Below are 13,313 nucleotides of genomic sequence, written 5' to 3'. Positions count from 1 at the left end.
AGTTCCTCCTTAGTCGATGCGGCCGTGGATCCGGCCGCTCGCCGAGCGCCGGGGCGGATGGGACGGCGGATGGTTCGCGGGCGGGTGGTTCGGCTGGGACGGCGGGTGGCTCGGTTGCTGGGGCGGCTGGTGGTTCTGCTGGTTCTGCGGGGGCTGGTGCTGCGGACCGTCCGGTTGGGACCGCTGGTTCTGCCCGCGCTCGCCGTCTCCCTGCGACCGGTCGCCTTCGTCGCCGGAGCGGCGGTCGCCGTTCCCCTCGTCGCCGGACGTGCGGTCGCCTTCGTCGTCTCCGCCTTCGCGCGAGCGCCGGTTTTCCGCGTGCGCCTCGCGCGACTCGTTGACGCCGTCCTTGCCCGCCTGCACGGCGTCCTTGGCGTCTTGGCCGATGCCCTTGGCGTTGTCCTTGATGTCGCCGACGTCGCCGCCGATGTTCTTCGCGATGTCGACGAGATCGCCGATGCTGCCGACGTCCTTGATCTTCTGCAGCTGCGACCCGATGTCCTTGATCGAGTTCCAGATGTCCTGGACCTTCGTGATGATGTCCTGGATCATCTCGATGATCGAGATCAGGGCGTTGATCAGCGGGAGCAGTTCGCTGAACGCGGTGATCGCGTCGGCGATCCAGCCCGCGATCGGGACGCACGCCTCCGCGGCCATCACCAGCAGCCGGTCGATCAGGCTCTTCAGCAGGTCGAGCGCCTTGGCCGCGAGCTTCTTCGACGTGTCCGACAGGAGGTCGAAACCCTTGGCGATCAGCGACGCGATCCCGGCCTCGGCGGCGAGCCCGGCCCGCCACCCGGCCTGCACGTAGGCCTTGTGCTCCAAGGAAGCCATGCCGTGCCAGGAGTCGCTGACGGTCTTCTCGTTGGCGACCATCACCTCGGAGAACGCCTTCATCGCCTCGGAGATGTTGCGCCACGCCTCGGCGTCGGCCGACATCTTCGAGAAGTCGCCGGTGAGCGGTTCGATGAACTGCTGGGTGAGCGTGGTGCCGGTGAACTTCTGGTACACCCACTCGACGGCCATCACCTCGACGCCGGCGTCCTGCACCAGCGCCTGGATGTCCTCGCCGGAGGTGTCTTCCGGCGGCTGCAGCAGTTCGACGATCGAATCGCCGCGGTCGAAGTCGCCGGTGCCGCCGGGAACTCCGCCGGGCTCGCCGCCCGAAGCCCCGGTGCCGCCCTCACCGCCGTTGCCGCCGCCTTCACCGCCTTCGCTGCCGCCGCCTTCGCCGCCCTCGCTGCCGGAACCGCCCTCGTCGCCGCCTTCGCCGCCCCCGTCGCCGCCTTCGCTTCCGGAGCCGCCCTCGTCACCGGAGCCGCCCTCGTCGCCGCCCCGGCCGCCGCCTTCGTCGCCGCCCTCGTTGCCGCGGTCGCGGCCCCGCTCGTCGCCGCCTTCTCCGCCGCCGTCCCGGCCGTCGCCGCCGTCCTGACCGTCCCGGCCGTCTCGACCGTCCCGGCCATCCCGGCCATCCCGGCCATCACGGCCATCACGGCCGTCGCGACCGTCCCGGCCGTCCCGGCCGTTGCCGTCGCCGGAGTTTCCCCCGGTGCCGCTCGGATGCGTCCCGTCGTCCCCTCCGGACGGACGGCGTCCGTCCGGGCCGGTGCCGGGGTGCTGGTTCCCTCCCGGATGGGTGGGCTGATGGCCGCCCGGAGGCGGCTGGTTGCCGGGATGCGGCTGGTTTCCCGGATGCGGCTGGTTCCCGGGGTGCGGCTGGTTGCCGCCGGGATGGGACGGCGGATGCGTCGTCCCCGATCCCCCGGAGTGGTGGCCGCCGCCGTGGCCGCCGCCATGCCCTCCGCCGTGCCGTGCCATGTCTTTTCCCCCTCGTCAGAACCGTGCGGTGCGGATGCGCATCAGGCCGCGCCGCGGCCGGAGTCGATGCCGTCGAACTGGTCGATGAACTGCTGGAGCAGCTGCGCGGAATTGGCGTCGTGGTGCGCGTAGGCCTGCGCCGCCTGCTTGACCCCGTCCGACAACGAGGTCAGCCGCGAGTGGCCGAAGTCGAGCGTTCCGCCGTAGAGGTTCGCGACCAGCTGCACCACCGGCTGCAGCACCACGAACAGGCCGGTGAACCCGGACGTGTCGCACGCGGTGGAGCGCATGTAGTCGTTGATCTTGCTGATCTTCTCGTGGAGGCTGTCGAGCACCTCGGCGTACTGGTTCATCGTCTCGACGTCGACTTCTATGCCGGACATGAAAGAAACCGCCCTCCCCGTGAGCTATTCGGTTGCCGAACACTATGGCAACCGACGATCACCGGGCGTGGGCGGTTCCCCGAAATTTGTGCGATTACCTGGGAAGATCGGGCGAAGGGGACGAAGCGGGCGCATCGACTTCGTCACGTGCCGGGTGCGCGAGGCGGCCCCGGGGCTTATGCTTCGCGGACCGAAGCATCTCAGGACCCATCCGGAACTATGTCGTTCCGCGCTGCCGGATCGTTACCGTTCTTCCCCGTTCGGGGAGCTCCGAGGCGCTGCTGGGGTGTTTCCCAGGTGTTAAAGTCGCGCTAACAAGCGGGCCATCGTCGTCCCGTGCGCTCCCCGCGGCCGGTTCGCCGGCCACCGCACGAAACGACGAAGGAGGTCCCTTTTCCATGATCTTCTCCGCCATCCCCGGCAAGCAGGGTCTGTACGACCCGGACACCGAGCAGGATTCCTGCGGCGTCGCCATGGTCGCCGACGTCCAGGGCCGCCGCACGCACGGCATCGTCACCGACGGTCTCGCCGCGCTCACGAATCTCGACCACCGCGGAGCCGCGGGAGCCGAGCCGACGAGCGGCGACGGCGCCGGGATCCTGCTGCAGCTGCCCGACGAACTGCTGCGTGCCGAGGCGGGTTTCCCGTTGCCTCCCACCGGCGCCTACGCCGCCGGGATCGCTTTCCTGCCCTCCGACGACGAGCAGCGCCGCAAGGCGATCGGGCTCGCCGAACGGATCGCGGCCGAGGAAGGGCTCGCCGTCCTCGGCTGGCGCGAGGTCCCGGTGGACGCCGACGGCGCGGACATCGGCCCCACCGCGCGTTCGGTGATGCCGCGCTTCGCGATGCTGTTCGTGTCGTCCCCGCACGGCGAAACCGGCCTGGAGCTGGACCGGCTGGCCTTCTGCCTGCGCAAGCGCGTCGAGCACGAGAGCCTCGCTTCCGGCTGCGGCACGTACTTCCCGTCGCTGTCCGCGCGCACGATCGTCTACAAAGGCATGCTCACTCCCGAGCAGCTGCCGCGGTTCTTCCCCGATCTGCGCGATTCCCGGCTCGCCAGCGCGATCGCGCTCGTGCACTCCCGGTTCTCCACCAACACTTTCCCGTCGTGGCCGCTCGCGCACCCGTTCCGGTTCGTGGCCCACAACGGCGAGATCAACACGATCCGCGGCAACCGCAACCGGATGCGCGCCCGCGAGGCGCTGCTCGAATCCGATCTGCTGCCAGGCGATCTTTCCCGGCTGTACCCGATCTGCTCGGCCGATGCGTCGGACTCGGCGTCCTTCGACGAGGTGCTGGAGCTGCTCCACCTCGCGGGCCGCTCGCTGCCGCACGCGGTGCTGATGATGATCCCGGAGGCGTGGGAGAACCACACCTCGATGGATCCGGAACGGCGCGCTTTCTACCAGTTCCACGCCAGTCTGATGGAGCCGTGGGACGGCCCGGCGTGCGTCACCTTCACCGACGGCACGCTCGTCGGCGCGGTGCTCGACCGCAACGGACTGCGCCCGGCGCGCTGGTGGCGCACCGCCGACGACCGCGTGGTGCTGGCCAGCGAGGCCGGAGTCCTCGACGTGGCACCGGAAAACGTCGTCGCGAAGGGCCGGCTGCAGCCGGGCCGGATGTTCCTCGTGGACACCGCCGCGGGCCGGATCGTGGACGACGAAGAGGTCAAGTCCGCGCTGGCGCGCAAGCAGCAGTACAGCGACTGGCTGCACGCCGGGCTGCTGAAGATCGCCGAGCTGCCCGACCGCGACCACGTGGTGCAGAGCCACGATTCGGTGCTGCGCCGCCAGCTCGCTTTCGGCTACACCGAAGAAGAACTGAAGATCCTGCTCGCGCCGATGGCCGCCAACGGGGCCGAGCCGATCGGGTCGATGGGGTCGGACACCCCGGTCGCGGTGCTCTCCAAGCGCTCCCGGCTGCTGTACGACTATTTCAAGCAGAACTTCGCGCAGGTGACCAACCCGCCGCTGGACGCGATCCGCGAAGAGCTGGTCACGTCGATGAGCCGGATCATGGGGCCGGAGCGCAACCTGCTCGCGCCGGGGCCCGCGTCGTGCCGGCACCTGAACCTGCCGTATCCGGTGATCGACAACGACGAGCTGGCCAAGCTCATCCACATCAACGACGACGGCGATCTGCCCGGTTTCGCCTGCACTGTCCTTTCCGGACTGTACGAAGTGGACGGCGGGGCGGACGCGCTGGCGGCGGCGATCGAACGGGTGCGGCGCGACGCGTCCGAGGCGATCGCGGCGGGCGCGCGCACGCTCGTGCTGTCCGACCGCGATTCCGACCACCGGATGGCGCCGATCCCGTCGCTGCTGCTGGTTTCCGCGGTGCACCACCATCTCGTGCGCACCAAGGAGCGGCTGCGCGTCGCGCTGGTCGTGGAGACCGGCGACGCCCGCGAGGTGCACCACATCGCGCTGCTGCTGGGCTACGGCGCGGCGGCGGTGAACCCGTACCTGGCCTTCGAAACCATCGAAGACATGATCAGCCAGGGCGCGATCACCGGCATCGAGCCGGCGAAGGCGATCCGCAGCTACGTGCAGGCGCTCGTCAAGGGCGTCTTGAAGATCATGTCCAAGATGGGCATTTCGACGGTCGGCGCGTACACCGCGGCGCAGGTCTTCGAATCCCTTGGCCTGAGCCAGGAACTGCTCGACGAGTACTTCACCGGAACGTCGTCGAAGCTCGGCGGCGTCGGGATGGAGGTGCTCGCCGAGGAGGTCGCGGTACGGCACCGCCGGGCGTACCCGGACAACCCGACCGACCGGGTCCATCGTGGACTCGACACCGGCGGCGAGTACGCGTACCGCCGCGAGGGCGAGCTGCACCTGTTCACGCCGGAGACGGTGTTCCTGCTGCAGCACGCGTCGAAGACCGGGCGCGACGAGGTGTACCGCAAGTACACCGAAGAGGTGCACCGGCTCTACCGCGAGGGCGGCACGCTGCGCGGGCTGTTCAAGTTCCGCGACGGCGCGCGCGAGCCGATCCCGCTGGACGAGGTCGAACCCGCGTCGGCGATCCTGCGCCGGTTCAACACCGGGGCGATGTCGTACGGCTCGATTTCGGCCGAGGCGCACGAAACCCTCGCCATCGCGATGAACCGCATCGGCGGCCGGTCCAACACCGGCGAGGGCGGCGAGGACCCGGAGCGGCTGTACGACCCGCAGCGGCGCAGCGCGATCAAGCAGGTCGCGTCGGGCCGGTTCGGTGTCACCAGCGAGTACCTGGTCAACGCCGACGACATCCAGATCAAGATGGCGCAGGGCGCGAAGCCGGGCGAAGGCGGGCAGCTGCCGCCCAACAAGGTGTACCCGTGGATCGCCCGCACGCGGCATTCGACGCCGGGCGTCGGGCTGATTTCCCCGCCGCCGCACCACGACATCTATTCCATTGAGGACCTGGCGCAGCTGATCCACGACCTCAAGAACGCCAACGAGCAGGCCCGCATCCACGTGAAGCTGGTGTCCTCGCTGGGCGTCGGCACGGTCGCGGCGGGCGTGTCCAAGGCGCACGCGGACGTCGTGCTGATTTCCGGGCACGACGGCGGCACCGGCGCGTCGCCGATGAACTCGCTCAAGCACGCCGGCACGCCGTGGGAGATCGGGCTCGCCGAAACGCAGCAGACGTTGCTGCTCAACGGTTTGCGCGACCGGATCACGGTCCAGGTGGACGGTGCGATGAAGACCGGCCGCGACGTCGTGATCGCGGCGCTGCTCGGCGCCGAGGAGTACGGCTTCGCGACCGCGCCGCTGGTGGTCGCGGGCTGCATCATGATGCGCGTCTGCCACCTCGACACGTGCCCGGTCGGCGTCGCCACGCAGAGCCCGGAGCTGCGCAAGCGCTACACCGGACAGGCCGACCACGTGGTGCGGTACTTCGAGTTCGTCGCCGAAGAGGTGCGGGAAACCCTGGCACAGCTGGGATTCCGCACGCTCGACGAGGCGATCGGGCACGCCGAGATGCTCGACACCGACGAGGCCGTGCAGCATTGGAAGGCCTCCGGGCTCGACCTCAGCCCGGTCTTCGAGATGCCCGCGGAGACGCCGTACGGCGGTGCGAAGCGGCGTGTGCGCGAGCAGGACCACGGTCTGGCGCACGCACTCGACCGCACGCTCATCCAGCTCGCCGAGGCGGCGCTGGAGGACGCGCATCCGGTGCGCCTGGAACTGCCGGTGCGCAACGTGAACCGCACCGTCGGCACGCTGCTGGGCTCGGAGATCACCCGCCGTTACGGCGGCGAGGGCCTGCCGGAGGGCACGATCCACGTGCGGCTCACCGGTTCGGCCGGGCAGTCGCTCGGCGCGTTCCTGCCGCGCGGCATCACGCTGGAAATGGTCGGCGACGCCAACGACTACGTCGGCAAGGGCCTGTCCGGCGGCCGGATCGTGGTCCGCCCGCATCCGGAAGCGAGCTTCGCCGCCGAACAGCAGACGATCGCGGGCAACACGCTGGCCTACGGCGCGACGTCGGGCGAGCTGTTCCTGCGCGGGCAGGTCGGCGAGCGGTTCTGCGTCCGCAACTCCGGTGCGACGGTCGTGGCCGAGGGCGTGGGCGACCACGCGTTCGAGTACATGACCGGCGGCCGCGCGGTGGTGCTCGGCCCGACCGGGCGGAACCTGGCGGCCGGCATGTCCGGCGGCAGCGCGTACGTGCTCGACCTGGACCCGGCGAAGGTCAACCGGGAGATGGTGGACCTGCTTCCGCCCGCTCCGGAGGATCTGGCCTGGCTCAAGCAGATCGTGCAGCAGCACCACGACCTCACCCGCTCGGCCGTGGCCGCGTCGCTCCTGGGCGACTGGACCCGGCGCGCGGCGGCGTTCACCAAGGTGATGCCGCGCGATTACCAGCGGGTCCTCGATGCGGCGAAGGCGGCACGCGCCGCCGGCCGCGATGTCGACGAAGCGATCATGGAGGCGGCTCGTGGCTGACCCCACCGGTTTTCTGAAGCACGAACGGCAAGAACCGAAGAAGAAGTCCTACGAGGAACGGCTTTCCTCGTGGGGCGAGGTCTACGCGGACGTCGCGCCCGAAGAGCGCAACGAGCAGGTGCGCACGCAGGCGTCGCGGTGCATGGACTGCGGCATCCCGTTCTGCCACTCCGGCGGTTCCGGCTGTCCGCTGGGCAATCTGATCCCGGAATGGAACGACCTCGTCCGCCGCGGCGACTGGGCGGCGGCCAGCGATCGCTTGCACGCCACCAACAATTTCCCGGAGTTCACCGGGAAGCTGTGCCCCGCACCGTGCGAGGCGGGCTGCGTGCTGTCGATTTCGCCGTTGTCCGGCGGGCCGGTGGCGATCAAGCGCGTCGAGGAGACGATCGCGGCGCAGTCGTGGGAAGCCGGGTACGTGCAGCCGCAGGTCTCCGAGGTGTCCTCGGGCCGCAAGGTGGCCGTCGTCGGCTCCGGCCCGGCCGGGCTCGCCGCGGCGCAGCAGCTGACCCGCGCGGGCCACGAGGTCACCGTGTTCGAACGGGACGACCGGCTCGGCGGCCTGCTGCGGTACGGGATTCCCGAGTTCAAAATGGAGAAGAAGGTCCTCGACCGGCGCCTCGCGCAGCTGCGCAAGGAGGGCACGAAGTTCGTCACCGGCTGCGAGGTCGGCGTCGACCTGTCGGTGGAAGACCTGCGCGCGCAATACGACGCGGTGGTGCTCGCCGTCGGCGCCCTGCGCGGCCGCGACGACCGCACCACGCCGGGCCGTTCGCTGCAGGGCATCCACCTGGCGATGGAACACCTGGTGCCCGCCAACAAGTTCGTGGAGGGCGACGGCCCGTCCCCGGTCGACGCGAACGGCAAGCACGTCGTGATCATCGGCGGCGGCGACACCGGCGCGGACTCCTACGGCACCGCCACCCGCCAGGGCGCGCTGTCGGTGACCCAGCTCGACCAGTACCCGACGCCGCCGGAAATCCGCGACGACGAGCGTTCGCCGTGGCCGACCTGGCCCTACATCCTGCGCACCTACCCCGCGCACGAGGAAGCGGGCGAGCGGAAGTTCGCGGTGGCGGTCAAGCAGTTCGTCGACGACGGCAACGGGCGCGTCAAAGCCGTGGAACTGCAGGAAGTCCGCGTGCAGAAGGACCCGGAAACCGGCCGCCGCGAGGTCATCCCGGTGAACGACGCGGTCGAAACGCTGCCCGCGGACCTGGTCCTGCTGGCGATCGGCTTCGAAGGCGTCGAGGAAATGCCGCTGCTGGAAGGCCTCGACCTGACCCTGACCCGCCGCGGCACCCTGTCGTGCGGCGCGGACTGGCAGACGGAAACCCCCGGGGTCTTCGTCTGCGGCGACGCCCACCGCGGCGCGTCGCTGGTCGTGTGGGCCATCGCGGAAGGCCGCTCGGTGGCGGCCGCGGTGGACACCTTCCTGACCGGCGCTTCGGACCTTCCCGCTCCGGTGCACCCGACCGCATTGCCGCTCGCGGTGGTGTGATCGGCTCGAGCTCGGGCCCCGGCGCAACGGCGCGCCGGGGCCCGTTTCTTTACGCTGGAGAGCGTGCGAATCGGTGAATTAGCCCGGAAGACCGGGGTCAGTGCCCGCTCGCTGCGGTACTACGAGCAGCAGGGCCTGGTGCACAGCACCCGGTCCGCGGGCGGGCAGCGGCATTACCTGGCGACCGAGGTCGAACGGGTCGAACTGATCCGCCGGTTGTTCGACGCGGGCTTGCACAGCAAGGTGATCGCCCGGCTGCTGCCCTGCGTGCACAGCGACGACGAGGACGTCATCGAAGACGCCTTCACCACCATGGTGTCCGAACGCGACCGGCTGACCGCCGACATCGCACGCCTCGCCGACGCCCGCGCCGCGCTGGACGTGCTGATCGAGGCGAACACCCGGTACCGGCAAGGCGAGTCCGTCTCGTGCTAGATGCTGATGACTAGCTTGCCCGCGGCATGCCGGGACTCGACTAGCGCCAACGCTTCATGGGCCCGTGCGAGCGGATAGGTCCCGGTGATGTTCGGATCGAGCCGCCCTTCGGCCATCAGCTCAGCGACGCGTTCCAGACTCGCCCGATCGAGCCGACGACGGACGAACTCGCCGCCGAGTTCGGTCACCGACGGATCTCCGACCGCGACGAGCTTCTTCCCTAACGGCGCGACATCGCGAAGGGACTGGCCGCCGACGGTGTCGACCACGGCGTCGAAACTGCCCTCGACGCTTTCCGTCGTGTAGTCGATGAACACAGCGCCGTACTTCGCCGCGAGAGGCCGCTTGGCCGTGCTGCCCGTGCCTGTAACGACGAGCCCCCGGTCCCGCGCCAGCTGCGCCAACGCGATGCCGACGCCCCCGCCGATCCCGTTCACCAGCAGCGACGCGCCCTTCGGCAGATCGAGCTGGTCGAGCACGTCCAGCGCCGTGGTGCCCGCGACGGGAATGGTCGCCGCCCAAGTCCACGGGAGAGCGTCGGGAATGCGAGCGGTGGACTCGCCGAGCAGCAGCGTCGTTTCCGCGTACGTCCCCGCGCCGGTCAGCGCGAACCCGGTGACCCGGTCGCCGACATTTAGACCCGTGACGTCCTCGCCCAGCGCGAGCACCGTCCCCGCCGCTTCCATCCCGATGACCTGAGGGAACGGCAGGTGCCCGTTCAGATCGGGGACGTGCCCGGACCGCAGCAGATGATCGAGCGGATTCACCCCGGCGGCCGCGACCCGGACCAGCACCTCGGCGGGGCCGGGCACCGGGTCAGGCCGGTCGAAGAACTCCTGGACGTCGGCAGCGCCGAATGCCCGGTATCCCAAGGCAGTGCTCATTCGCTTGTCCCTTCCGCGGCAGGCTCGGTTCGGGAACGACGCTATTTCTTGACACCGGTGTCATGTTCCAGCCGATGTGACCCAGCCGACACGGTTCGTGCGAAGCTGAACCGCGTCGGAGGGGGACGCCCAGGTGGACGAGCGGATCACGAACCAGGTCTTGGGCCCGGTCACGGGCAAGGTCGTGCAGGTGGGTCACGCCGACTCGGTCGTCGTCCACGCGGCTCCGCCTGCCCGGTCCCGCTACCGGCAATGGGTGCGCCAGGTGGCCCCGGACCAGCTCGTCGGCCGCGAAACGGAACTGGCTGAACTCGCCCGCTTCTGCACCGCCCCGGACGACGCTCCCGCGTACGTTTGGTGGCGCGCGGCTCCCTGGACCGGCAAGTCGGCTCTGATGGCCTCGTTCGTCCTCTCGCCGCCCGAGGGAGTGCGGGTGGTGTCGTTCTTCGTCACGGCGCGTTCGCTCGGCGACGACACGCGTGAGGCGTTCGTAGACGTCGTCCAGGAGCAATTGGCCGAAGTCCTGGGCGCGGCGAAGGACTCCGAGGCGCGAAACCTCAACGCGGTCTTCGCCGAAGCCGCCGCACACTGCCGAAACCGCGGCGAGCGCTTGGTACTGGTCGTCGACGGCTTGGATGAGGATCGCGGCGCCAGCTCTGGCGGCCACAGCATCGCCGCGCTGCTGCCGTTCCCCGAAAACGGCCTCCGCGTGATCGTCGCGAGCCGCCTCAACCCCGGCGTCCCGCCCGACGTCCGCGGTGATCATCCGTTGCGGGCTCCCGGAATCGAGCGTTCCCTGGCACCTTCGCCCGCAGCCGTCGCGGCGAAGGCCGATATGGAGCAAGAGTTAGACGCACTGCTCCGCGACCAAGAGGACCTGCTGGGTTTCCTCGTCGCGGCTCGCGGCGGCCTCAGCAGCGACGACCTGGCGCAGCTGACCCAGCGGCGCCCACGCGACGTCGAACGAGTGCTGAACAGTGTGGCGAGTCGTTCGTTCACCCGTCGCCCAGCGCATTGGCGACCCCGCGAGGCCCCGGCGGTTTTCCTGCTGGGCCACGAGAATCTGCAACGCGAGGCCGTCGAAGCCCTCGGCGGCGAACTGTCCCGGTACCGCGCGGCGATCGACGAATGGGCCGCCGGATACCGGTCGGCGGGCTGGCCGCCGGACACTCCCCAATTCCTGCTGCGCGGCTACTTCCGGCTGGTCCAGGAAAGCGGCGACGTGACCGCTCTCGTCGACCTGGCCGGAGACCCGGCGAGGCACGAACGCCTGCTGGACGTCTCCGGCGGCGACCTGGCCGCGATGGGGGAGCTGGACATCGCCCGCGCGGCTCTGCTCGCCTCCGACGATCCCGACCTCGTCCGGCTCGTCACACTCGACACGTACCGGGACAATTTCCGCGACCGCAACAAGATCACGCCGGTGCGCTTGCCCGCGGTGTGGGCCGCACTGGGGCAGTTCGACCACGCCGTGGCGCTCGCGCAGTCCATGACCGATCCCGTTTCGCGCAGGCGAGCACTGCTCGAGCTGTCCGGCGAGCTGGTCCGCGCCGGACAGCCGGAGCGAGCCGAGCAGCTGGCCGACGACGAGCACGATCCGGAGTTGCGCGACTCCCTGCTCGCGGAAACCGCGGTCGCGTTGGGGTACGGCGGGAAGCCTGACGCGGCCGAGCGGATCGCCGTGCGGGTCAGCGCGGATCAACGCCGGCGGATCGCCGCCGTCGCCGAACCGGACCTCTCCCGGGCCGGGCAGCTGGCCAGGGAGATTTCCCGCGAAGACCTCCGGGACCGGACACTGAGCGAACTGGCGGTGCAGGCTGTCGACGACGTGGCTGCGGCCGCGGAACTGGCCGGTGCGGTGACTCGCGAAATGAGCCGGGACAAGGCGTTCGCGGAGATCGCGCAGCAGCTCGTCCAGCGGGGCGAAGTCGAGCGGGCACGCGCCTTCGCACAGGAGCACGGCGCGTCCGGAGTGCTGTTTCGCCTCGACGTCACCGCTGAATTGGCCGCGTCGGACGACCCGGTTGCAACTGTCGACGCGAGATCCGCCGAGGCGCACCGCGAGCACACGTTGGTGCCTGTTCTGATCGATTTCCTGGCCGATGCGGGCAGGCTGGCGGACATTCCCCCAGTGCTCGATGCGATGACCGACCCTTTCGCCCGGCGCAACGCGGTGAACCGGTTCGTCCAGGCACTCGTGGCCGCGGGCCAGCCCGACCAGGCCTTCCAGTGGGCTGCCCGCCACCTCTCCACCCGCCGGTCGTCCCGCGAACTGCAAAGCGACGCGGACCGGTTCGTGTCCCTGGCGGATGCTCTGCTGGCGACCGGGGACCGCGCCCGCGCGCATGAGGCGGCGGAGCGGGCGGAATCGATGACCCGCCGTGCGGCGGACGATCCGCGGGCGGCAGCGGCGATCGGTGCGCTGAGCACAACCGTCGTCGCGGCAGGCGACGTCCGCCGGGCCGAACTGCTCGCCCCGCTGGTGCGCTCGGAATGGCAGGGGCTGAGGGAAATCAAGTCGCTGGCGTGCCTTCTCGCGGAAAAGGGAGATCCGCTGATCGCCGAGAAGCTGATCCGCGGCGTCGGATTCTGGTCGGCGATGCGGGAACCCGTGGTCCTGCTCGCCCGCAGGCTCCGGGCCGACGGCGACCGGGCCGCGCTGGCCCGGATCGCGGAGTACGTACGGAGCGGGATGGCGGAGAAGTCCCCGGACCGGGAGTTCGTGCGGCTCGACCGGCGCGCGGCCATCGTGATGCTGGCCGCGGTGGGCGAACCCGCCGAGGTCGTCGAACTGGTGGCCGCCGGTCGCGAGGAGGACAACTCCGAGCTGGCGATCGAGGACGCGATCGAGGACCTGGCAGCGCGCGGCGAGGTCGCCGCGGCCCTCGAGCTGTGCGGATACCTGAACGAGGCGTTCCGGGTGTCTGCCCGGCGGCTCCTGGTCCGCGGCCTGGCCGCGGCCGGGCACCTGGACCAGGCCGAGACTGTCTTCGAGAGCGTCGAAAGCGATCAGGAACGAGAACGGCTCACCCTGGCGTTCCTGCCGGAACTGGCCAAGCACGACCTGCCCCGCGCACTCGCCCGGACCCGTCTCGTCGAATCCGCGGACGACCGCGCCCGTCTGCTGGTCGAGATCTCCGCCGCCGCCCCGCCGGACGAGCGCCGCCGGATCCTCGCCGAAGCGGTCAGCCTCGACCACTGGTCGGTCATCGTCCCAGCCCTTGAAACAGCCGAACTCGCAGGTCTGCTGGACGTGGCCGACCGATTCGGCGCCCTGTACCGCGAAGACGCCCCGGACGCGTGACCCTCGCCGCCCACCGGCCCGGGCGAAGGCGGCAGACCCTATCCTGAG

The 13,313-nt window shown here is 70.2% G+C and carries 7 protein-coding genes; 4 read left to right on the top strand and 3 right to left on the bottom strand.

Annotated features, from left to right (window positions below; genetic code table 11):
- Nucleotides 1–9 precede the first annotated feature (9 nt).
- Together FKO37_RS38460 and FKO37_RS38455 are read right to left on the bottom strand one after the other, a co-directional pair.
- A complete protein-coding gene (locus FKO37_RS38460) occupies nucleotides 10–1,818 on the bottom strand; it encodes a hypothetical protein (protein ID WP_238607652.1) in 1,809 nt (602 codons plus the stop codon).
- A gap of 41 nt (nucleotides 1,819–1,859) precedes the next feature.
- Nucleotides 1,860–2,201 (bottom strand): hypothetical protein, encoded by a 342-nt coding sequence (locus tag FKO37_RS38455; RefSeq protein ID WP_037809678.1) that lies wholly within the window; start codon nucleotides 2,199–2,201, stop codon nucleotides 1,860–1,862.
- A gap of 398 nt (nucleotides 2,202–2,599) precedes the next feature.
- Here FKO37_RS38455 and gltB point away from each other — a divergent pair, with 398 nt between their 5' ends.
- From gltB to FKO37_RS38440, 3 genes are all read left to right on the top strand, one after another.
- Entirely contained in the window at nucleotides 2,600–7,141 is a 4,542-nt protein-coding gene (gltB, locus tag FKO37_RS38450) for a glutamate synthase large subunit (RefSeq protein WP_037809679.1), read from the top strand.
- The gene (locus FKO37_RS38445; protein ID WP_134730336.1) at nucleotides 7,134–8,642 is read left to right on the top strand and encodes a glutamate synthase subunit beta; all 1,509 of its coding nucleotides are present in this window, start codon (nucleotides 7,134–7,136) and stop codon (nucleotides 8,640–8,642) included. Before gltB ends, FKO37_RS38445 begins: the two co-directional genes overlap by 8 nt.
- A 63-nt stretch (nucleotides 8,643–8,705) precedes the next feature.
- The gene (locus FKO37_RS38440) at nucleotides 8,706–9,077 is read left to right on the top strand and encodes a MerR family transcriptional regulator (protein WP_238607651.1); all 372 of its coding nucleotides are present in this window, start codon (nucleotides 8,706–8,708) and stop codon (nucleotides 9,075–9,077) included.
- Here the strand turns inward: FKO37_RS38440 and FKO37_RS38435 are convergent.
- The gene (locus FKO37_RS38435) at nucleotides 9,074–9,961 is read right to left on the bottom strand and encodes an NADP-dependent oxidoreductase (protein WP_238607650.1); all 888 of its coding nucleotides are present in this window, start codon (nucleotides 9,959–9,961) and stop codon (nucleotides 9,074–9,076) included. The genes FKO37_RS38440 and FKO37_RS38435 overlap by 4 nt on opposite strands.
- A 133-nt stretch (nucleotides 9,962–10,094) precedes the next feature.
- On the opposite strand from FKO37_RS38435, the gene FKO37_RS38430 reads away from it, so the two are divergent.
- Nucleotides 10,095–13,265: an ATP-binding protein gene (locus FKO37_RS38430; protein WP_238607649.1), complete on the top strand. Its 3,171-nt coding sequence runs from the start codon at nucleotides 10,095–10,097 to the stop codon at nucleotides 13,263–13,265.
- Nucleotides 13,266–13,313: the final 48 nt, after the last annotated feature.

This window comes from Amycolatopsis sp. Poz14, from assembly GCF_006704225.1.
GTDB classification, from domain to species: domain Bacteria; phylum Actinomycetota; class Actinomycetes; order Mycobacteriales; family Pseudonocardiaceae; genus Amycolatopsis; species Amycolatopsis nivea.
The sequence above is the reverse complement of the archived record's forward strand: the minus strand, read 5'-3'. Positions and strand labels throughout refer to the sequence as shown.

What these genes read in the sequence shown, in the direction of transcription:
- FKO37_RS38460 (WP_238607652.1), bottom strand. Translation starts at nt 1,818, where the DNA reads ATGGCACGGCACGGCGGAGGGCATGGCGGCGGCCACGGCGGCGGCCAC.
- FKO37_RS38455 (WP_037809678.1), bottom strand. Translation starts at nt 2,201, where the DNA reads ATGTCCGGCATAGAAGTCGACGTCGAGACGATGAACCAGTACGCCGAG.
- gltB (WP_037809679.1), top strand. Translation starts at nt 2,600, where the DNA reads ATGATCTTCTCCGCCATCCCCGGCAAGCAGGGTCTGTACGACCCGGAC.
- FKO37_RS38435 (WP_238607650.1), bottom strand. Translation starts at nt 9,961, where the DNA reads ATGAGCACTGCCTTGGGATACCGGGCATTCGGCGCTGCCGACGTCCAG.